This window comes from Mesorhizobium sp. C416B (genome assembly GCF_030323165.1).
Classification (GTDB): Bacteria; Pseudomonadota; Alphaproteobacteria; order Rhizobiales; family Rhizobiaceae; genus Mesorhizobium.
This window is the reverse complement of sequence record NZ_CP100471.1, coordinates 2519803-2542194: the sequence shown is the minus strand read 5'-3', so window position 1 is coordinate 2542194 and position 22392 is coordinate 2519803. Positions and strand designations below refer to the sequence as shown.

The window sequence follows — 22392 nt, the reverse complement described above, 5'->3', positions numbered from 1 at the left end:
ACAGCGCGTCGGTACCCGAAGCTGGGTCGTCATTGTGCACATAGGTCACCAGCGCGGCCATGCGTGCGGCCACGTCGGGCAGGAGAGCCCGCACGGTGTTGCGCAGGCCAAACGCGTCGGCGGGCGAGTCGGAGCGGCGAGCGCAGCGCGGGCGCGGCCCGGATCGCAGGCAGCCAGTCGAGGCGTTCGCGCAGTGAGGTCTTCATGCTGGCCGAGACATATTTGCCCAGCTCTGTGGCCGCCCCGTCATGCAGATCGGCAAAGGTGTCGCCTTGCAGTTCCGGTTAGATGGCGACCTCGTTCTTGTCGACTGCAAGGCCGAATCCAGGCGTGGCCTGCGGCCGCATTGGGTCGGCAATGCCCGCCGGCACCACCGCATCGCTCGGGCGCTCCAGGCGAAGGCCGAGGCGCAGCACGTCGCTGTCGTCAGTGACAGGGCTTGCGGAACCCAGTCCGCTCCATCCAGCCGGGCACGGTATCGTGATCGTCAGCCAGTCGTCTTTCACGCCAGAGGCGAAGACCTTGACGGCGGCTGGAACTTGTCGAGCGGCTGGCGCAGCAAGTCCCGAAGGATCTTGAATTCATTAGGTGAATCAGACGCTTTTAGCGCGCGCTTGTGTGTTCCAACCTTTGCCACGTTTGCGGTGAGGGCGCCGCTCTGCGACGGCACGCCCGCGCGCGGGCATCGGCCTCATAGGCCCAGCGCTGCAACACCAGTTCGGCGCTGCCGCGGTCCACGGCCAAAATCAGGTCCGCCAGCGGTTCATAAATGGAGCGGAGCGCGGTTGGCCTTGCCTCGCCATTGTCAGCCGGCGCCAGAGCCTTCTTGAGGTATTGCCGCAAGAAACCAAGTTCGAAGCGCGCAGGCGAGAGATAGAACGCCAGCCCATCAGCGGCAGTTCGCTGCCATGGTAGTCCCGCAGCGCAGCTGCGGCAGGGGTTTGGATATCGGTTGCAAGCGGCAACATCACCGTCGGGGCCGTCAACGGGTAGCGCTACGTGTATTGATGTTGCAGGTATCCGTGGAGCGTCCAAGCCAAATTGCGGGGTCAGGTAATTTATGAAGCGCAGCGTTTCGCTCGCCAGCCGCTCCGTCTCGGCGTCGCGCTCCTCGCCGCGGGCGTCCTGTGTGAAGAATGCGACAGGAAATAGCCAAAGAACCGCCCGCTCGGAGGAGGCGCTGCGACCAGCCAAGGCGCCGTGGCGGGCAGGTAGCCCGCGGAAGGCATCGGCACCGCCGCATCGGGATAGGTGAGGAAGGTCACGACACGTCCGGAACGGCTCAGTTTGGGCGCGCGGGCGATGACTTCGGGATCGTCGCTCGCCAGCGCAAGCTTCAGCTTGTTGAAGTCACTCAGCTGTGCGAGCACGGGCCGGTTTGCAGGTGCATTATACGGGGAGGGCGTGTAGGCGACTTCAAAGCGGTCGAGCACGCGATCGGTCGAAGCGCTCCATCGGCTGGTAAACGCGCCTTTCAAGATGCAGATCGGGGCTCGTTCCGCGCCACCGGTTTTGAGGGGCGCCAGTCCCCCCAGGATCCGATTGAAGAGCGGATCCGTCACGCTTGCCACCGGCAACACCAAATCAACGCTGGCGCCCTGGTCAAGGAGGTCCTTGCCCCCCCGGCGTCGGCGCGAAGTTCGAGCCCAAACGGAACGGACTGACATAGCGCAAGGACCCAGGCGGGCGCGGTGGGTAGGGTTGGTTGTTATCAGTATGGGATTGTGCCTTTGCAGACCACGAAATTTCGAGAGGCCCGGCTGCCTTGGTACACTATCTATCCGGCTGTGTCGGAGTTCTCCGGGGCGGTCGGCGCCGAGGCTTATGAGGCATGGCTCAGGAACCTGCCGGCTGAGGATCCGGTGTCACTCTATCTGCACGTTCCGTTCTGCCGATCAGCCTGCTGGTATTGCGGCTTCCCAACCACCATCACCCGCCATGATGCGCCCATCCTCAACTATCTGGCGGCGCTGCGTGACGAGATCCGTCTGGTTTGCGAGCGAGTGCCGAAGACGCTGCCCGTGAGCGACATACATTTCGGCGGCGGAACGCCGTCTCTCATCGGACCAGCCGAGTTCCTCGCTCTGATGGAGTTCCTGCGATGCCGCTTCGCCATCTCGAAAACAGCTACGGTCGCCATCGAGATCGATCCGCGCACGCTCACGCCCGAGATGGCGGAAGGCTTGGGAGCGGCCGGCGTGAACCGTGCGAGCCTGGGCGTACAGAGCTTCGATCCCATTGTTCAAAAAGCGATCAACCGAATCCAGAGCGAGGCCCAGACGTCGGCTGCCGTGGAAATGCTGCGCCGGCATGGAGTAAACCGGATCAACTTCGACCTCATCTACGGCCTGCCGCGTCAAACGGTGGAGTCGTGCGTCGAGACGGCGAGGGCGGCGGTCGCCATGCGCCCCGACCGGCTTGCCTTGTTCGGCTACTCGCATATCCCATCCCAAATAAAGAACCAGCGCCTCATCGAGGCGGAGTTTCTTCCCCACAGCGCTGCCCGCGCTGAACAGCATGCGGCTGCCGCCGTGACGCTGGTTGCCGCCGGCTACCGAGAGATCGGGCTCGACCATTTCGCCTTGCCGCACGACGAGCTCGCGCTGGCACAGGAAACAGGTCGCCTGCGACGTAACTCGTTGGGCTACTCTGCCGATACCTGCAGAACCCTGATCGGTTTCGGCGCGTCGGCTATCGGCCGCATCAGCCAGGGGTACGTTCAAAACGAAGTTACACGGGATTTCTACATCCGGCACATCGCAGCTGGCCGACTGGCGACATCGAAGGGCCATCGCCTCACAGACGACGACCGCCTGCGAGCCGCAATCATCGAGCGATTAATGTGCGATTTCGAGGCTGACGTGCCGGCAATCTGTGTCGCCCACGGATCTGATTTGATCCGTCTTCGCGGTTCAGATGAGCGTTTGGCGATGCTGGCCAAGGACGGAATAGTGGACTTCGAAAACGGTTTTGTCCGCGTACGGCGGGAGCATCGCTTTGGGATTCGCGCTGTCGCTGCCGCATTCGATGCTTTTAGGGATGGCCTTCCGTATCCCGCAGGTGAGGGCAAGCACACAACACGGAAGCTAACACAGGGAGTATCTTTTGCCGGAGAGAACGAGCTGCCATCGTGCGGTGCCCGTTAGTAGTGAAGCGCCCTAAAATGTCGACATAGGCGTTGGTGAACTGGACCGAACCACGAGAACAGCCTATCCAGTTTGTTGTCGGCAGTTAGTTCGAAAAACAAGGGCTTCTAAGCGGTAAACACATGCTAATCCATTTGATTTACGGGCCGACCTGCAGCGGCAAGACAGACGTTTCAATTTAAATTGCACGAGAGACCGGACGGCCGGTCATTGCGTTGGATCGTGTACGATGCTGTCCTCAAATCGCTACGGGCAGCGGGCGTGCCTCGGATCCCGAACTGCAATCTACCCAGCGGGTTTACTTGGATACGCCTCCTAACCGCGGGCACATCCACGCCGTGACTGCCCGTCGTAAGCTGATCATGCACGTGGATGAGCTTAGATCTTAGCCTGGGCTCACTCGAAGCCGGCTCGATCTCCCTTCTCAATTCACATGGCGCGAGTCAGCATCGGGCTGGCGCTTTCAGTGGCATGTAAGGCGGTTGCGGCTCGGCAACTCCGATGCCTTGTAGAGAGAGCAAAGCGGGTTGTGTGCGTCAAGTTCTGCAAAATGGGGCGGCCATATGCTGGTCATGCGGCTTGGCGCAGAGCGAGCTTCTTGTGCTCGCGCAGGTCGTCCATGTTGATGTATCGATTGGCCTCCATCCAGTTTTGTTGGTCTCGACGGCCAACGCCCTGACCAGGCGCAGGCAGCTTTCGGTGTTGGGGAAGATGCGCACGACATAGGTGCGCCGGCGGATTTCCTCGTTGAGCCGCTCCAGCATGTTGGTGGATTTGAGATGCTTGTGGTGCTGTCTCGGCAGCCTGAAGAAGGTCAGGGTTTGTTCGATGGCATCCTCGGCCCAGCCTGTCAGGCGCGGATAGCGTGCCAACCATTTGGCAAGCCATGCGGCAAGATCAGCCCTGGCCTCTGCGAGATCGCGCCGGTCGTAGAGCCAGCGCAATTCCTGCAGGCAGTCGTCGCCGTGCTTCCTCGGCAGATGATCGAGCGCGTTCCTGAGGAAGTGGACGTAGCAGCGCTGCCATGCTGCTTCGGGGATCACCTCGCCGATCGCTGCCACCAGGCCGGCGTGATCGTCGGACACAACCAACCCGATGCCCTTGCTTTGACGGCAGCGCTGGCGGTCTTAACTTCAGTCTTGGTCATGGTGGCGTTCCTTCGCCGCAATCGGTGACGTGAACAATCACCAGCCTGCCATGACCGCCCCCTCTCAGCGAATTTGCAGAACTCTCAGCACACTACCCCGACGTACTCACCCGGATAGTCCCGGCGATCCAGACGACCTGCTGCTGCCGTGCCGGAGCGGATCAGCTCGACGAACTCGTCGCGGTAGGGGTCGACGCAAAACGAATACGACAGCGTCATCGACACTTCGCGCCCAGCGGCATGCGCCAGCCGCGCGGTCTGCCGGATCGCTTGCTTGGCGCGCGGCGGGTCCCCCAGATAGCCCTCGAAATAAGTGACCTTGGTGCCCGAAGCCTTGTCCGGTTCGACTTCGTCGGGCCGAGTTCGAAGCAGGCGCCGAGATAAGCGCTCGCCATCGGGCGTTACGAAGATCATCGAGCATGCCGTCGGTGGTTGTCCCACTAGCGGTTCGGTGTCGAAGGCGACGCCCTGGGCGTGGATGTCGTGGGCGTAGATCTCGCCGAGCGCGTCGTTCGACACCTGCCGAAGAAGGCGGCGCGCCCGCCGAAGCTGCCTACGCCGGCGGCGGTGTTGCCGGCGCTGCATTGCCGATGCAAAGAACGTCATAGTCCGGCGTCAATGTCTCCGCTTGGGAACCCGCCGGCCTTCTTACCACGCCGGCCGCGCGCGGGTCTGGCAAGTGGGCTTTCCTTTTGCCAATGCGTTCGTTCCCGGCCTCACGGGGCGGCGAGTCCCTGCCACCTGAGGCTACATGGCGGCCGTGGAGATTACCTCAGCAGCGGCGCCCGATCGGAAACCTTAGCACCTCCGCGCTTTGGCGTGGCTGCTTGAACTCTTCGACGGCAACCGCCTCGATTAGCAGATCCAAGGCTTCGCGGCCCCTTTGACTCATCGGGTCATCCCCACAAAGGTAGTCATACGCTCGATCTAAATGCCCTCGTGCGGCGGAAAAATCGCTTGTCATATTATAGAACCCTCTCTATCCGCCCGCATTGCCGTTTACGAGGTGAAGGTAGTGCAATCGTCAATATATACAGACAAATTTGAATTAAATCGGTGATAATCAAGAGGTCAAGTCCCCGACCTGATAGCGCCATCGAGCCCGCCGACGACCACTCGCTGGCGCTCACGGGCGCGGCGCTGAGTAGTGAAGCGCCGTAAAATGTCGACACAGGCGTTGGTGAACTGGACCGAACGACGAGAACAGCCTATCCAGTGTGTTGTCGGCAGTTAGTTCGAAAGTCCTGCTACACCCGACCCGATGCCTCTCAACGCCGAGGCCGCACCTCCGTGCCGAACCCGGCCTCCCCAATGGTGGGTCGAGCCTTCGCTTACCCCATGCTTGCCTCACAGATCCGCGACCGAGAACCCAGCCTCATGCTCCCGCCCTGCCGGGGCCTAGGTCCATCAAGCATGAAAGGAACACGTCGGAACCTGGGATATCGCTTGCCCGGCCGGGCGGCGATAGCCTTGCCGGGGCAGGCGAGGAGCCGTAGCCGAGTGATGAGCGCACAGGAGAAGTCTGGCGTGAATGGGGCGATGATTGTCAAGCTTTGCTTTTCGTCAACCATCTTGCATGACCGATTGGCGACCATCTCCTCGTCCCGACCTTATATTACCCGTCGCCTGTCGCCGCCAGCGCGCAGTGACTTGTCAAGGATGGAGACCCGCAGACCCCATCGCGCGGCGACTTGTCCTTGACGGTCACGAGCACGGCGGCAGGTTTGCCGTGGTCGGGGAGCCCTTCCTTGGGCGGAAGCCGACGACAGTGTTCGAGGGGAACTCGCCATGAGCCGGGTGCGCAGAGATCGTCCGACGCTCTTGTATTTGCTGGATCCCAGCCGGCTCCGCCTCCGATTGCCTCGGTAGCTCGGTAGCCTGAGCGCGTCGGCGGCATCATGCCATTATCATCCTACGAATCGCATGCTCCATCGTCCTGGACGAGACCGGTTTGGCTAGCCAAAGGACGAAGGCCTGATTACCAGATGTGATCGGCATGGGGTCGCTTCCACCAACGACGATGATGGGCACCGTCATCAGGGTGGTACGTACGGCTTCGGGCTGTCCTGGCCCGAGGAAAGTCGCTTGATCGAAAATTAGGAGGTCGGCTGCCTTCCCGCTCTCGATCCAGTCGCAAAGACTTTCGAAGGTCGCGAAGCCGACAGGCTTATAACCAAGCGCGGCGATCTTATCGTTGTAGATCTCCAACGCTGCTGGATCGGGCTCCACGACTGCAATGATTTCTCCATTGGCAAGTGATCCATCGTATGGACCGGAAGCGCTATCAGCTCTGACCTGCTCCTCAGCGCAGGCCGGTAAGTAGAGATCGAAGCGTGTACCTCGGCCAACAGCCGAGGTGACGTCAAGGCATCCTGCGAGCGCGCTCACATGGCGGTCCACTGCAGCAAGACCCAGTCCGGTCCCGCCGACGAGAGAGCGCGTGGTAAAAAAGGGCTCAAAGATGTGCGGAAGCACCGAACTTGCGATTCCTTGGCCATCGTCGCTGATGGAGAGGAGAACGTAATCTCCCGGTTCCAGGATGCCCTTAGCCACGGGCTTCGTTTGACGGACGTGAGCGCGAGAAACGCTAATCTCGACACGGCCCTCATTCAAGAGAGCCTCCGACGCGTTCTTGCATAGATTCATAACGATTTGCTGTATCTCGGTCGGGCTGCCCTCGATCACCGTTTGCCACTCGTTGATCTTGAAGTTTAACTGAACATCCGCACGAAGTGTAACCCGCAGCAATGGCGCGAGATCCATTACACTCTCCGAGACGTCGAAAGGCATCGTCACGCGCTTCCGAGTTCGGCTTAGTGACAAAATTTGGTCAATGATCAGCTTGGCTCGGTTGCTGGCCAAGATAATTTGGCCGATGTGGCCCCGAATTCTCGAGGGGCGGCGCACAAGACCTTTAGCCATCTCTGCGTAGCCGACTATTGCTCCTAGAACATTATTGAATTCATGTGTAACGCCGCTTGCGATTGTGCCGACAGCCGTCAGCCTTTCCGCATGCTCCCATCGACTCTCAAAAAGGTTACGTTCCGTGTGTACACGTTGCATTTCAAGATGGTTGCCTAAACGCACAGTAGCGCTCGCCAGAACCAGGAGGTCGTCTGTGGAGGGTGGTGAACGATCTCCTTCAAAAACAAGGATACAAACCGCAGCCTGCTGATCGGAGGCCCGGCAACCAACAATTTGACAAACACCGGTAGTGCCTACGGCAGTCCGAACCACTTCCGACGCCGGAACGACGCGAAACACTGGCTGTTCCGGGTGTACAAGTGAGACGACTTCATGGATTAGCGTGGCGTTCCAGACGCGCATGCGCTTGTTCGCGACAAAGTACTCGGTATTCCTGCTGACACTCGGATCCACCAGAGCAAGCGCGCATTGATCCGCATCGAAAACGCATTGAATGAGTCTAAGCGCTGCTTCGGTGGAGAAGCGCCGCGAAGCCTTCGTTGCTTGACTGTCGATGAAACAAGCTTCGATCTCACTCATCGCCGCTTCAAGCTCTAACCGCCTTTCCAACCGGTTCGTCCGCACATGCAGCGTGGAGGCTCGAATGGTCGCAAACAAGCAGAGGCATATGGACACCAAGCCAAAGAAAAGTCGTGTACGCTGCGCTTGCGCGCTGGCGAAGCTGTAGGCTTTCAGATGCTCTCGCTCCAATCCGGCAGCCTTGGCGAACGTGTCGAAGGATGGGATCCGATTGACAGCGCGGTCCAACCTCAACATTGAGGACAGGATAGCGCGGCCCTCGCGGGCAACATCCTCCGTGACTTGGTCCTGGCTAGGAGGAAGTCGGCGGAGAGACTGATCGATTTGTAATGCGAGGCTGAATCCCGGTCTGGCCGAAAATTGAAGGATCAGATTGGAAAATTCAGGCCTGTTCGACACTCCCCCCCGAAGGCGATTAGCCGAGCGAGCAAAGCGTACCAGAGAGCTTTGCAGAAGCTCATTTTGCGCGGCCGAGGCCGAGATGGCAGCTTCTGTGTTTTCGAGGGAATTTTTGAGCTGTGCAACCAACCTGGAGTGCACCCCGGAGCTCTCATTGGGCGAGATCTCAACAAGGCGTTGGTAGTTTTGAAGGTTCCTTTTTAATGCTTGCCCGGTAGAAGCAACGGAACGGAAGTCCAATACCATGTCTGCGCGGGCGACGTCTCGCTGGAGCAATGCGTAGTTGATCTGAATCGTCCGCAGTTCGCTTAGGACCGCCTCGTTGATCTGGGGGTCTTGCCACTGTATCGCGACCAAGAGCGCGACCGAGGCCACTAGGGCCATTACAGAAGCTTTGTCGGTACTGAGCCATTTTTCCCAAACGAACGGCGTTTGATCCGCGGTGCGTGCCTTGCGAAGGTCCGATTTGAATTCTAGCTCCCCATCGCGTCGGTGTGCGGCCGGATGCTGCTGGAACAGGAAAGCCAAGTGTACCTCTCCCCTCAAATAGGCGGTGTAGACGCCGTTGCACTCTGCCCCCATGGCCCGCTGACCTTCCATTGATTCGCGGGCGTTTCGACCTCGACGGCGAGGCGGCAGCACAAGGCGGGCAACTGATCGCAGTTTTCGGAACTGGTCTTCCGAGAGATCATCGAAGGGGCATACAAGCGCACGCCTGCAGCAGCCGAGGATGATACCGGTCGGTCAAACGCAACTGGCGAGGGCCGGATCTGCTGTTGGCTGGCAGCTAACACTGGCGGGGCGGCGGCCTCAACTCCGGCGTGCCTAGAGCCGGCTGCTGCGAAAGCGTCCGACACGCTTCCCTTGGGGTCATCCCGTCCGGCGGGCATCCTTGGATCGCTGAAAAAAGACGAGGCGGCTTGATGATCCTGCCCTCGCTGAAGCACCTCGCGAAACCCCTTTTCCAGTCGCAGAAGCTCATCTGGACCGGTAGGCGGCTCGTCAGCTCGACCATCGAACAGCGGCCGGAGCGCCTCGGACACGTGCTGCTCAAAGCCCACTCGCCGGGCCTGGACCGCTTGCCCGTCTTCCAAGCCGGCGTCCTGCACCTGCGACAAAGCTGTTACACGGGATGGATTACTATTTCGCGGGTTCATACTAGCCTCACATCAAACTGTATCGTCAAAGTCCTGCGCCAATTCACACAGCGGGTCATCGAGTTGAGATTCTGCGGAGAGCGCCTCCTCTGCTCCCGTCAAGGGCGCCGGCTCCGGGAGGGCGCCTGTCTGGCTTTCAAAGATGCGTTTCAGAATGCGATCCGAAAATATCGCACCTTCCTCAATTTTAATGGTGGCAGACCTTTGATGAGAACAATCTCGTAGTCGTCATCGAGCAGCCGAACCTGTTCGGGACGCAATAGCGGTGCACCTTGATGTGAATTCTGAATGTTCCAATCGAACGTTCGCGCCTGGCCGTAGGAAATCGATTGGGCTTGAAATGTGAATCCACCGATAGCTTTGGAAATGTAGTTCGGAGTCTCGTCATCTACCTCGATGTTCCTAGAAGCGCGCCGGCAGCCCGGGCGGGGGGCTTGGGGTTAGACTGCCAGCGCACGCCACTCATAAAGAGCGGCCTCTTTTCGCGGTTCGGACACCCATAGTCAACCCGGCAACGTCTGGATGCCCGCTGTGCTTTTTGCAGAGCGGCGATGCCGGGCATATCGGCCGATCCTGTCTAGGATGGTGTGGCCACTCTCGTCGGCCGAGTTGATGCTCCAGCCAGTATCGCCTTGCCGACCAGCATGAGTTCGCCGTTAGCAATCCATCGTTGCGAGCCGAGACCGAGGTAAAAAGCGCGTGTTATCGACTATGTAGCTGACGCTCCCGCTGACGCAGGGTTCCCGCCATTGCCTCGAGGACTACCTCGAAATGAAATACCTCTGCACGGGCGGCATCTGAAGCATGGGCTTGCAGGGGCTCGCAGACCGGTAAACCAGCGAGCCATCTCCAAATATGTGAATTGTGGATTGCTCCTTGACGGGAGCTGAGGGGCGGCTCCGCAAGCCTTACGACGCTCTTTGCGAGCCGTAGCTGCCGAGCTGGCAAAAGGCCGGGCTACGTCGCGCCAGCGCAATCGGCGCGCAGAAAATTAGGCCTACCCGCTCCGGGACCGCGGACCTCGTCAGCTTCTCGTAAGTATGCCCGAGTAGGTTGCTCAGCTGATCTGTGGACGTGAGGCTAGCGTGAACCGGCACAAATTTGACCTATCCAATGTAACAGGTTGGCGGCAGGTGCAGCCCCCGGCAACTCAAGAGCAAGCGGCACAGGCCGGGCAAGAGGGCTTTGAGCAGCGCTCGGGCGAGGCGCGCCAAGCCGCTGCCCAAATTCCCGCCCCCGGCGTTCCGGCTCTGCCAGACCCGTTCCATCCTCATCCGTCTCAGGGAGACCTGAGCCTCATCGAAGGCGCGGCCCCATGGGAAGCGCAGCCCATGATGCAAGGGAGCGGACAAGAACACGCCGCGGCGCCGTACGCCGGAGGCAGTGGGTCGATGCTAGGTGCCTCGGTGCTGCAGCCGGGTCACTCAACGGCGCGCCATCATCATGCGCCGGATTCGTCAGTGGGTGATCTGAATCCTTCCGCACCGTTCGAGTTGCGTGACCATGCTCGTTCCCCCGTGCCGGCGGCGGTGCAGCCAGATCCTCCAGTAGTGGTCTCCGACGGTCGCGGCTGCAAGCGTCCTCTTTATTCCAACGATGCGACCGTTGTCGAAGGGCTGAGGTCACTCTACGCGGGTAAGGCCAAGGAGGAAACGGTCAAGCGCCATGTAAATTCTCTTTACGGCTTTGGTCGTTGGCTCTTTAAAAATAACAAGCCGGGATTTGCTGCTCGGCTTCACGAGGAGTCGCTGGATGAAGATCTCAAGGAGTACGAGAGCAGTGGTGGCTCCTCGACTGTGGCTGTGGCACTGCGTCGTCTCAGAGAGTCGGCGGGCGGAGTGCCAATGGTGGGCCGCGCTGTCCTGAATCCCGACCCTGCCGACGCCGTGCTCATCAAAGAGTACAAAGCGGCTCTCATCAAAGAGTACAAGGGAGCGCCTGCGACCGGGCCGAATCGCCAAACCATTCACGACTATGGAGCTACTCTTAGACGTTTCAGTGAATACCTGGTTGAAAACAACAAGCCGGGGATTGCGGCTCGGCTTCACGAGGAGTCGCTGGATGAAGATGCCAAGCGCTATAAGGACTCCAGTGGTGACCGGAGGATCATTGCACTAGCTCAACTCCGGAAGTTCCTGCCGTCCGCCGCACTCGGGCGCGAAATTGCCCTTGCTGCTCGTCCGGAAGACGCAGTCGGCATGGAGGCTCGTGCCATTGGGGACGCCGCTGCGCAGCACCGCGGGCCGCAGAAGGCATTGGGTCGGCCAGAGAAGCTCCCTGGGGAAGCTAATGAAGACGCCGCTGTTCTGCCATCGTCTTTCGTACCAACTGGGCACCATCACCAAGCCTCGGATCCCGCAGAGTCCTTTCGTCCCCTGATCTGGCGCGACGGCGACCAGCGCGCGCCGGACGAGCGGATCGCTGCACAGGACAGGAGCAACCTGCTACCAAGCGAGGAGGTGCCGCTGAGGCCACCGGAATTCGCTCCGCCCAGCTTGCGGGCGGAGAATTCCGCCTCGCCAGAGCTCTTTCCTGAGGGGATGTCCCCCGCGGTCGAAGGGTTTTTTGGTGTTTTCGGCGACCCCAGCGGGCGGGTGCTCGGCGCATTGCAATTGCTAGGCGACGAACATATCCACAGGGATTACCAGCTCCTGGAGCAGGAGTTGCAGGGGAACAATCCAGAACTCGCCGCCCGGACGCGGTTCGTGGATCCCCTCGTAGCCAATTATCATCTGCGCTTGGGCTCCGAGAGCGACAAGCTAAGCGCATTCCAGCGCATCGTCCATAATCAGAACGGTAACGACACAGCCGACTTCCTGTTCGTGCCAGTGAGCGATGGCGGTAAGACTCTTGCGGAGCGCGGCAAACATTGGTCGCTGCTGTTCGTTGATCGCAGCGACCGGGAACGGCCGGTTGCCTATCATTATGACTCCGTCAGCGGATGGCATGACAAGCTTGCAAAACACCTCGCAGAAAGGCTGGGCGCCAGCCTGGAGACCCGCGTGGACTTACCCCGCATCGCCCAGCAGAGCAACGAGTGGGATTGCGGAGTCTACGTGGTGGACGGCACGCGGGCGCTGGTTGGGCGATTGCAAAGATGGCAGCCAGACCTGCCAGACCTGCCAGACCTGAACCTCAACAACCTCGTCGTCAATCGGCAGGCACTACAAACCCGACTCATGGGTGACGATACATCTGGAACGGCAAATTATCTCACGAACTTTGAACTCATGGACCGACAGGCGCGAGACGCGGTTAAGGAAAGCCCCGTTGGGACGTTTCACCAGCGGATCAAGCGGCTCGGCCAGTCAGCGCGAGCGTTGCACGACAGAGCCCTGGCTCCAGTCGCGCCGGACCAAGGCAACCCAGACTCGGTGTTCGTACGGGACGTTGTTCCCGGGGAAACACGCCATCATCATGCGCCGGATTCGTCAGTGGTTGATCTGAATCCCCCCGCACCGTTCGAGTTGCGTGACCATGCTCGTTCTATGCCGGCGGCGGTGCAGCCAGATCCTCCAGTAGTGGTCTCCGGTCGCGACAAGCGTCCTCTTTATTCCAACGATGCGACCGTTGTCGAAGGGCTGCGGTCAGCACTCTATGCCGGTAAGGTCGGGGAGCGCACGGTCACGGACCATGTAAATTCTCTTCTCGGCTTTGGTCGTTGGCTCTTTGATAATAACAAGCCGGGATTTGCTGCTCGGCTTGACGATCCGTTGCTGGATCAGGATCTCAAGGAGTACCAGCGCGAGAGTGGCTCCTCGAACGTGGCTAGAGCACTGGGTCGTCTCAAAGAGTCGGCGGGCGGAGCGCCAATGGTGGGCCGCGCTGCCCTGAATCCCGACCCTGCCGACGCCGTGCTCATCAAAGATTACAAAGCGGCTCTCATCAAAAAGTACGAGGCAGAGCCTGCGACCGGGCCGAATCCCAAAACCACTCAGGACTATGCGGCTACTCTTAGACGTTTCAGTCAATACCTGCATGAAAACAACAGGCCGGGGATTGCGGCTCGGCTTTACGAGGGGTCGCTGGATGAAGATGCCAGGCGTTATTTGGACTCCAGTGGTAACCGGTGGATCAGTGCACTAGCTCATCTCCGGAAGTTCCCGCCGTACGCCGCACTCGGGCGCGAAATTGCCCTTGCTGCTCGTCCGGAAGACGCAGTCGGCATGGAGGCTCGTGCCATTGGGGACGCCGCTGCGCAGCACAGCGGGCCGCAGAAGGCATTGGGTCGGCCAGAGAAGCTCCCTGGGAAAGCTAAGCAGCTGAGCGAGATCGGCAATTCAGGCGCTCGCGTGCTGATGCAGGCCCCCACCCATCAAGTGGGTGCATTGCCATGGGAGGCGCAGCCCATGATGCTGGGGGACGAGCACCTGGCACCGCATACCGGAGGCAGTGGGTCGATGCTGGGTGCCTCGGTGCTGCAGCCGGGTCACTCAAGGGCGCGCCATCATGATGCGCCGGATTCGTCAGTGGTTGATCTGAATCCCCTCGCACCGTTCGAGTTGCGTGACCATGCTCGTTCTGTGCCGGCGGCGCCTGCCGGGCCAGCGTTCGCCAGGGCTGAGGAGACGCCCTCCGCGGTTGGCGAGGCCGCGGTGGCCGAAAGGTGGGCTCGGTTGCAAAAGCAAATGGACGAACCAGTGCATGATCCCGGCCCTCAAGTGGATACATCGCCATGGGAGGCGCAACTCATGGTGCAAGGGAGCGGACAAGAACACGCCGCGGCGCCCTACGCCGGAGGCAGTGGGTCGATGCTGGGTGCCTCGGTGCTGCAGCCGGATCACTCAACGGCGCGCCATCATCATGCGCCGGATTCGTCAATGGTTGATCTGAATCCCCCCTCACCGTCCGAGTTGCGTGACTCTGCTCGTTCTGTGCCGGCGGCGCCTGCCGGGCCAGCGTTCGCCAGGGCTGGGGAGACGCCCTCCGCGCTTGGCGAGGCCGCGGTGGCCGAAAGGTGGGCTCGGTTGCAAAAGCAGAAGGTCGACGCTGATTTGTCGGGATATTTCGACTCGATTCCGCACGCGGACCTTCTACGATCGCCATGGGAGGCGCAACTCATGACGCAAGGGAGCGGACAAGAACACGCCGCGGCGCCCTACGCCGGAGGCAGTGGGTCGATGCTGGGTGCCTCGGTGCTGCAGCCTGGTCACTCAACGGCGCGCGATTCGTCAGTGGTTGATCTGAATCCCCCCGCACCGTTCGAGTTGCGTGACCATGCTCGTTCTGTGCCGGCGGCGCCTGCCGGGCCAGCGTTCGCCAGGGCTGAGGAGACGCCCTCCGCGGTTGGCGAGGCCGCGGTGGCCGAAACGCTGGCTCGGTCGCAAAAGCAGATGGTCGACGCTGATTTGTCGGGATATTTCGACTCGATTCCGCACGCGGACCTTCTACCATCGCCATGGGAGGCGCAACTCATGCAAGGGAGCGGACAAGAACACGCCGCGGCGCCCGACGCCGGAGGCAGTGGGTCGATGCTGGGTGCCTCGGTGCTGCAGCCGGGTCACTCAACGGCGCGCCATCATGATGCGCCGGATTCGTCAGTGGTTGATCTGAATCCCCCCGCACCGTCCGAGTTGCGTGACCCTGCTCGTTCTGTGCCGGCGGCGGTGCAGCCAGATCCTCCAATAGGGGTCTCCGGTCCCGACAAGCGTCCTCTTTATTCCAACGATGCGACCGTTGTCGAAGGGCTGAGGTCAGCATTGGAGAGCACGGTCAAGCGCCATGTAAATTCTCTTCTCGGCTTTGGTCGTTGGCTCTTTGATAATAACAGGCCGGGATTTGCTGCTCGGCTTCACGAGGAGTCGCTGGATCCGGATCTCAAGGAGTACGAGAGCAAGAGTGGCTCCTCGGACGTGGCTAGAGCAGTGGGTCATCTCAAGACGTGGGCGGGCGGAGCGCCAGTGCTGGACCGCGCCGCTGTCCTGAATAATCCCGACCCTGCCGACGCCGCGCTCATCAGAGATTACACAGCGGCTCCCATCAAAGAGTACAAGGCAGCGCCGACCGGGCCGAATCCCGCTACCATTCAGACCTATGGATCTGCTCCTAGACGTTTCAGTGAATACCTGGTTGAAAACAAAAAGCCGGGGATTGCGGCTCGGCTTCACGAGGGGTCGCTGGATGAAGATGCCAAGCGCTATAACAACTCCGGTGGGATCAGTGCACTAGCTCATCCCCGGAAGTCCGAACTCGGGCGCGAGCTCCCTGGGAAAGCTAATGAAGACGACGCTGTTCTGCCATTGTCTTTCGTGCCAACTGGGCCCCATCACCAAGCCTCGGATCCCGCAGGGTCCTTTCGTCCCCTGATCTGGCGCGACGGCGACCAGCGCGCGCCGGACGAGCGGATCGCTGCACAGGACAGGAGCAACCAGCTATCAAGCGAGGAGGTCCTCATCAACCGTGAGCATGATACAGCGGAGTTGAGACCAGCGAAGAGGCAAAGGCCCCTGAACAGTCGTCTGCAGGACGTTGCCACTGAGCCGCAGCTGAGCGAGATCGGCAATTCAGGCGCTCGCGTGCTGATGCAGGCCCCCACCCATCAAGTGGGTGCATTGCCATGGGAAGCGCAGCCCATGATGCAAGGGAGCGGACAAGAACACGCCGCGGCGCCGTATGCCGGAGGCAGTGGGTCGATGCTGGGTGCCTCGGTGCTGCAGCCGGGTCACTCAACGGCGCGCCATCATCATGCGCCGGATTCGTCAGTGGTTGATCTGAATCCCCCCGCACCGTCCGAGTTGCGTGACCATGCTCGTTCTGTGCCGGCGGCGGTGCAGCCAGATCCTCCAATAGGGGTCTCCGGTCGCGACAAGGGTCCCCTCTATTCCAACGATGCGACCGTTGTCGAAGGGCTGAGGTCAGCTTACGCGGGTAAGGTCAAGGAGAGCACGGTCAAGCGCCATGTAAATTCTCTTCTCGGCTTTGGTCGTTGGCTCTTTGACAATAACAGGCCGGGATTTGCTGCTCGGCTTGACGAATCGTCGCTGGATCAGGATCGCAAGGAGTACGAGAGCAGGGGTGGCCCCTCGGAGTACGAGAGCAGGGGTGGCCCCTCGATCGTGGCTAGAGCACTGGGTCGTCTCAAGACGTTGGCGGGCGGAGCGCCAGTGGTCGACCGCCCTGTCCGGAATCCCTACCCTGCCGACGCCGCGCTCATCAGAGATTACACAGCGGCTCTCATCAAAGAGTACAAAGAAGCGCCTGCGACCGGGCCGAATCGCGGTACCATTCAGGTCTATGGATCTACTCTTATACGTTTCAGTGAATACCTGCATGAAAACAAAAAGCCGGGGATTGCGGATCGGCTTCACGAGGGGTCGCTGGATGAAGATGCCAAGCGCTATGTGAACTCCGGTGGTAACCGGAGGATCAGTGCACTAGCTCATCTCCGGAAGTTCGCACCCGGGCGCGAAATTGCCCTTGCTGCTCGTCCGGAAGACGCAGTCGGCATGGAGGCTCGTGCCATTGGGGACGCCGCTGCGCAGCGCAGCGGGACGCAGGAGGCATTGGGTCGGCCAGAGAGGCCCCCTGGGAAAGCTAAAGACGGGCGGGTGCTCGGCGCATTGGAATGGCTAGGCGACGAACATATCCAGAGGGATTACCAACTCCTGGAGCAGGAGTTGCAGGGGAACAATCCAGATCTCGCCGCCCGGACGCGGTTCGTGGATCCCCTCGTAGCCAATTATCATCTGCGCTTGGGCTCCGAGAGCGTCATGCTAAGCGCATTCCAGCGCATCGTCCATCAGAACGGTAACGACACAGCCGACTTCCTGTTCGTGCCAGTGAGCGATGGCGGTAAGACTCTTGCGGAGCGCGGCACCCATTGGTCGCTGCTGTTCGTTGATCGCAGCGACCGGGAACGGCCGGTTGCCTATCATTATGACTCCTACAACGGATGCAATGACACGCTTGCAAAAGAGCTCGCAGAAAATCTGGGCGCCAGCCTGGAGACCCGCGTGGGCGTATCCCGCATCGCCCAGCAGAGCAACGTGGTGGATTGCGGAGTCTACGTGGTGGACGGCACGCGGGCGCTGGTTGGGCGATTGCAATCGCAGCCAGATAACCTGAACCTCAACAACCTCGTCGTCAATCGGCAGGCACTACAAACCCGCCTCAGGGGTGACAATACATTCGGAACGGCAAATAATCTTACGAACTTTGAACTCATGGACCGACAGGCCCGAGACGCGGTTAAGGAAAGCCCCGTTGGGACGTTTCACCAGCAGATCAAGCGGCTCGGCCAGTCAGCGCCAGACGTTGCTCCCGGGGACCCATTTAAATTTCAAAGTCTTGAGAGCAAGGGGGACGCCGCTGCGCAGCGCAGCGGGCCGCAGGAGGAATACAGTTGGCCAGAGTATCTCCCCCCTGGGAAAGCTAATGAAGACGACGCTGTTCTGGCATCGTCTTTCGTGCCAACTGGGCCCCATCACCAAGCCTCGGATCCCGCAGGGTCCTTTCGTCCCCTGAGCTGGCGCGACGGCGACCAGCGCGCGCCGGACGAGCGGATCGCTGCACAGGACAGGAGCAACCAGCTACCAAGCGAGGAGGTCCTCATCAACCGTGAGCATGATACAGCGGAGTTGAGACCAGCGAAGAGGCAAAGGACCCCGAACAGTCGTCTGCAGGACGTTGCCACTGAGCCGCAGCTGAGCGAGATCGGCAATTCAGGCGCTCGCGTGCTGATGCAGGCCCCCACCCATCAAGTGGGTGCATTGCCATGGGAGGCGCAGCCCATGATGCAAGGGAGCGGACAAGAACACGCCGCGGCGCCGTACGCCGGAGGCAGTGGGTCGATGCTGGGTGCCTCGGTGCTGCAGCCGGGTCACTCAACGGCGCGCCATCATCATGCGCCGGATTCGTCAGTGGTTGATCTGAATCCCCCCGCACCGTCCGAGTTGCGTGACCATGCTCGTTCTGTGCCGGCGGCGGTGCAGCCAGATCGCCCAAAAGTGGTCTCCGGTCCCGACAAGGGTCCTCTTTATTCCAACGATGCGACCCTTGTCGAAGGGCTGAGGTCAGCACTCTATGCCGGTAAGGTCGGGGAGATCACGGTCAAGCGCCATGTAGATATTCTTTTCGGCTTTGGTCATTGGCTCGTTGAAAATAACAAGCCGGGGATTGCGGATCGGCTTCACGATTCGTCGCTGGATCGGGATCGCAAGGAGTACGAGATCTGGGGTGGCGGCCCCTCGGCCGTGGCTGGGTCACTGGGTCGTCTCAAGACGTGGGCGGGCGGAGCGCCAGTGGTGGGCCGCCCTGCCCTGAATCCCCACCCTGCCGACGCCGTGCTCATCAGAGAGTACACAGCGGCTCTCATCAAAGCGTACGAGGCAGCGCCGACCGGGCCGAAACCCCGTACCGTTGAGGTCTATGGGTCTGCTCTTAGACGTTTCAGTCAATGCCTGGTTGAAAATAAAAAGCCGGGGATTGCGGATCGGCTTCACGAGCGGTCGCTGGATGAAGATGCCAAGCGCTATATGAAAACCGCTGACATCAGTGCACTAACTCATGTCCGGAAGTTCGCACTCGGGCGCGAAATTGCCCTTGCTGCTCGTCCGGAAGACGCAGTCGGCATGGAGGCTCGTGCCATTGGGGACGCCGCTGCGCAGACCGCGGCACAAGCTCATGGCCACGCAGGAGAGCAGGGACCCATCTCTCGAGCTCAACAAGTCGCGCCAGCGCCGCTTGAACGGCACTTGGGCAAGAAGCGTGAGGCCCAGGACGGACTGACGAGTACACTTGACAGGAGCAACCTCGTGAACAGCGGGGGCGTCATCATAAACAATGAACATTACACAGCGCTGTTGAGACCGGCGAAGAGGCAGAGGACTGATAATCCGCAAAGCCGCGCCATGGGGCGGCAACTGAGCGAAGCAACCACGACGTCCATCAGCCAAGCCTCCGATCAAGCCCGAGCGGACCTAATGGCTTCCTTCAGAAGCAGGGAGCGCTCCGACGCGGGGCGTTGAGCTCCATGGCTGGGGTCAAGCAGAACAGCTCTCTTGACGACAGAGGCGCTGATGCGATCTCCGGACCGGTAGCTCTCGCTGTAATTGATCAGGCTGGTACTGTTGGAAGGCTTGATCAGCCTCGTCACCCCAATCTCCAGCATAGCTCACTGTCACGCGGCCAACGTGCCTCCGTAGCTAACATCTACGTCAGCGTTGAAGAAGTACCCTGCGGCACGGGATGTTTTGACCAGGCGAGGGTTGGCCGCATCAGCCTCCAGCTTTCGGCGCAAGCGCATGATTAGGACATCGATACTTCGATCGTACACCTCTTCTCCACGCACACGGCTCGCGAGCAAAAGCCGTTCTCTGGATAGCACGTTGCGGGGGTTCTCCAGAAATGCGATCAAGAGATTGAACTCACATGCGGTAAGCTTGACCTCGCCACGCTCCGCACAGATCAGTCGCCGCTGCTTCACGCTGAGCTTCCAGGCCCCAAAGCGAAATGAGCGCTGCTCTCTGGTTCGCGGACTAGAAATGCGCTGGCGTAGCGCTACTCGAATGCGGGCCAAGAATTCGCGCATCCCGAAAGGCTTGGGAATGAAATCGGTTGCGCCGAGCTCCAGTGCAACCACTTTTTCCGCCTCATCAAGCCGGTCGCCGCTGATCACTATGATAGGAACATCCGATTTTGTCGCCAGATTGCGGACGATCGCAAGTCCATCCTCCCGGCCTAGGTTAAGGTCAACAACCACGAGATCGACTGGCTCACGTGAAAGAACATAGTCAAACTGCTTGCTATCGTGGACTGCGGTTACCTTCAGGGCATGCATCGGCGATGAGGCGCCGCATTGCGGCATCATCGTCAATGACAAGAACATGTTTCAACGGCACACCTCGTTTTGGGGGTTGCGCCTCGATCAGGGTTGCATTACCTGAATCTGCAAGCAAAAGGCATGTATTACTGATGACATTACTTGAAATTGAACAACTGGTTCTCAAAACCCTCAACGCTCTAGTTGCCGAAAAAGTAGAGGTGTCGATGACAACCAGAATGCGGGATCTCGGCCTCGACAGCCTCGACTATAACGAGCTTGCTACGGCGATCGAGAGCCGACTTGGCTGGTTTGTCGACGATTACAAGCTCTGGCAATACGAGTCCGTAAGGCATGTCGCCGACGCCGTCGCCAGTCAGGAGTTGCGCACCGCGGAACCACCAGCAGTGCGACAAGTGCTGGAGTAGTGCTGTAGGCACAGGTTACGGTGAGGGCAGCTTGGGCGGCGGTAGCTATTGCCATTGCTCCGCTGTGGTTTCTATTCGTGACTGGTGTGTTTGAGAACTGTTGGGTCAGCCCGGTCAATGTCGCAGTGCCGATGCCCCCTTGGTGGCGTTGCCCGCAATTGCGATCGCTGCGCCCAGGGCACCAATGCTGACGGTCGTTGTCAGGCCACCCGTTGAATTGTTGTCAGAGGCAACAGTGCCCACCACACCATCCCAATTGGTGGTCGTATAGACCGACATGTAGTCACGGAACACGCTCTCACTATACGTGGTCACGATCGTTGCCGTCGTACCGGTTGGCACGAGGGCCGACCACACTGACAGATAGACCACACCAGAATTGAAGATGCTTTCCACCTGAGCGAGAAGGGTGGCAGCCACACCCCCAATCGTCATACTGTTGACGGTCACTGCACTTTCGGTGTCAGTGGTCTCAGTTGTCACGATGACACGACGATTAGCGTGTGGCGCGACAAGAAGCGGAATGCTGGTGTGGGTGTAAACGGTCGTGGCAGTCGAGTCTTCGTGAGTGCCATTGAAGACCAGATCTATCGGGAACATTTTCTCCCAGACGCCCGAGCTGCGCACATAGACCTGTCGAGCCTTGGTCCAGAGGCTTGAGATTTTCACCCATACGGCGCTAGCCGCCCCCCAGACCCCGGAGGCTTTGACGTAAAGGGCCATTACGGCTGCACCCAGAAATCACCGTCCACGCCGCCAGAAGGGGCAGCGGCCGAGATCGTGACGCTGCGATTTGCCATCGTGCCGACGCCGAGAAGCGCCTTGGTCTGGGCAATGGACTGCGGTCGACGATAATTGTCCCCGGTGCCGTCACTGGACACGCGACCGACGAAGCTCGTCACAGCGTCGGCACCTGTGGCGTAGGTCGAGCGGTACAAACGCGTCGTGATATCACCAGCGCCATCGCGCTGAGGCGATGAACATGTATGGCGAGAGCAGAACGTTTGGGGCGGGACGAAGAGGTTGCGGAGGGCTGACAAGGTCGAGACGAAGCGTTGCAGGCCTCCCGGCGATCGGACCTCTGCATCATCCGCTCCCGTTTTCGCGGCGGCACATGGGAATTCTCCGCTCCGTTGTTCAACCCCTTGTGCGACCGGTGCTTGACGTCCGGCATCACCTGTCGCTTTGCCGCTCCATACGAGCGCAGCTAGTCGGTGATCATGCGCTTCGGCGCGAGCCCCTGCTTCTTCAACGGCCGCGTCAGCAAGCGCTTGGCGGCCTTGGTGTTGCGGCGGTTTTGCACGATTTCGTCCAGCACATATCCATCCTGGTCGACGGCGCGCCACAACCAAAGCTTTTTGCCGGGCGATGGTGACGACCACTTCGTTCAGGTACCAGACATCATTCCGGCACGGCGGCTTGCGGCGCAAGCAGCGAGCGCAGTCCAGCCCGAACTTAGATGCCCACCGGCGACTTGTCTCATACGAAACCACGATGCCGCGTTCCAGCAGCATTTCCTCAACCAGGCGCAGGCTCAGCGGAAACCGGAAATAAAGCCAGAGCGCGTGGGCGATAATAGGCGGCGGAAATCGGGGGGCGTGTAGCTGACGGCGGGCGTATTCATGCCCCCCGGCGTCCATGTCGCAAATCTTGACGATTGCTTTGTGTGTCAAGCCCGCCGCAGGTCTCAACGCGTTCATATGCAGACATTGTGAAAATCGCCCTATTCCGCCTTTTTTTACCGCCCCTTAAGTCCCCCGCTCGCATGCTTGTCGATGCATTGAACTCATAGCCATCGGCCAAGGATTTTGGAAAATATGTTTCCGCTCGCAGCAGAAAACGTGAGAGTCGC

Annotated in this window: 10 protein-coding genes and 5 pseudogenes; 4 read left to right on the top strand and 11 right to left on the bottom strand. The window is 60.2% G+C overall.

Annotation, left to right across the window (positions count from 1 at the left end; all coding sequences use genetic code 11):
- Positions 1-284: 284 nt before the first annotated feature.
- Positions 285-506, bottom strand: coding sequence for a hypothetical protein (locus tag NLY43_RS12450; RefSeq protein ID WP_156935605.1), 222 nt, complete (start codon positions 504-506; stop codon positions 285-287).
- 552 nt (positions 507-1058) lie between these two features.
- Positions 1059-1562 (bottom strand): hypothetical protein, encoded by a 504-nt coding sequence (locus tag NLY43_RS12445; protein WP_156936505.1) that lies wholly within the window; start codon positions 1560-1562, stop codon positions 1059-1061.
- A 168-nt stretch (positions 1563-1730) separates the two neighbouring features.
- On the opposite strand from NLY43_RS12445, the gene hemN reads away from it, so the two are divergent.
- Together hemN and NLY43_RS32495 are read left to right on the top strand one after the other, a co-directional pair.
- Positions 1731-3146: an oxygen-independent coproporphyrinogen III oxidase gene (gene hemN, locus NLY43_RS12440; protein ID WP_084627289.1), complete on the top strand. Its 1416-nt coding sequence runs from the start codon at positions 1731-1733 to the stop codon at positions 3144-3146.
- Positions 3147-3328: 182 nt separating this feature from the next.
- On the top strand, positions 3329-3535 hold the full coding sequence (locus tag NLY43_RS32495) for an isopentenyl transferase family protein (RefSeq protein WP_084561227.1): 207 nt from the start codon (positions 3329-3331) through the stop codon (positions 3533-3535).
- Positions 3536-3716: 181 nt separating this feature from the next.
- Here NLY43_RS32495 and NLY43_RS12435 read toward each other — a convergent pair.
- The 5 genes and pseudogenes from NLY43_RS12435 to NLY43_RS12415 form a co-directional block, all read right to left on the bottom strand.
- A pseudogene (locus NLY43_RS12435) lies at positions 3717-4258 on the bottom strand (transposase); the annotation flags it as partial.
- Positions 4259-4440: 182 nt separating this feature from the next.
- Positions 4441-4874: pseudogene (locus NLY43_RS12430) on the bottom strand (PfkB family carbohydrate kinase); the annotation flags it as partial.
- 191 nt (positions 4875-5065) lie between these two features.
- On the bottom strand, positions 5066-5257 hold the full coding sequence (locus NLY43_RS12425; RefSeq protein ID WP_023679698.1) for a hypothetical protein: 192 nt from the start codon (positions 5255-5257) through the stop codon (positions 5066-5068).
- A 932-nt stretch (positions 5258-6189) separates the two neighbouring features.
- A complete protein-coding gene (locus tag NLY43_RS12420; RefSeq protein WP_031198732.1) occupies positions 6190-8724 on the bottom strand; it encodes a two-component system VirA-like sensor kinase in 2535 nt (844 codons plus the stop codon).
- A gap of 641 nt (positions 8725-9365) precedes the next feature.
- Positions 9366-9742: pseudogene (locus tag NLY43_RS12415) on the bottom strand (type IV secretory system conjugative DNA transfer family protein); the annotation flags it as partial.
- A 696-nt stretch (positions 9743-10438) separates the two neighbouring features.
- Between NLY43_RS12415 and NLY43_RS12410 the strand changes: the two are divergent.
- Positions 10439-19318: a Ulp1 family isopeptidase gene (locus NLY43_RS12410; RefSeq protein ID WP_286460914.1), complete on the top strand. Its 8880-nt coding sequence runs from the start codon at positions 10439-10441 to the stop codon at positions 19316-19318.
- Between the two features lie 152 nt (positions 19319-19470).
- Here NLY43_RS12410 and virG read toward each other — a convergent pair.
- Positions 19471-20185: pseudogene (gene virG, locus NLY43_RS12405) on the bottom strand (two-component system response regulator VirG).
- Between the two features lie 79 nt (positions 20186-20264).
- On the opposite strand from virG, the gene NLY43_RS12400 reads away from it, so the two are divergent.
- The gene (locus NLY43_RS12400; protein WP_023679571.1) at positions 20265-20540 is read left to right on the top strand and encodes an acyl carrier protein; all 276 of its coding nucleotides are present in this window, start codon (positions 20265-20267) and stop codon (positions 20538-20540) included.
- A 114-nt stretch (positions 20541-20654) separates the two neighbouring features.
- Here the strand turns inward: NLY43_RS12400 and NLY43_RS12395 are convergent, their stop codons facing one another.
- From NLY43_RS12395 to NLY43_RS12385, 3 genes and pseudogenes are all read right to left on the bottom strand, one after another.
- Positions 20655-21263, bottom strand: a complete 609-nt coding sequence (locus tag NLY43_RS12395; RefSeq protein ID WP_023707739.1) for a hypothetical protein — start codon at positions 21261-21263, stop codon at positions 20655-20657.
- Positions 21263-21442, bottom strand: coding sequence for a hypothetical protein (locus NLY43_RS12390; RefSeq protein WP_031194388.1), 180 nt, complete (start codon positions 21440-21442; stop codon positions 21263-21265). Before NLY43_RS12390 ends, NLY43_RS12395 begins: the two co-directional genes overlap by 1 nt.
- Positions 21439-22164: pseudogene (locus NLY43_RS12385) on the bottom strand (IS6 family transposase). Before NLY43_RS12385 ends, NLY43_RS12390 begins: the two are co-directional and overlap by 4 nt.
- Between the last annotated feature and the right edge of the window lie 228 nt (positions 22165-22392).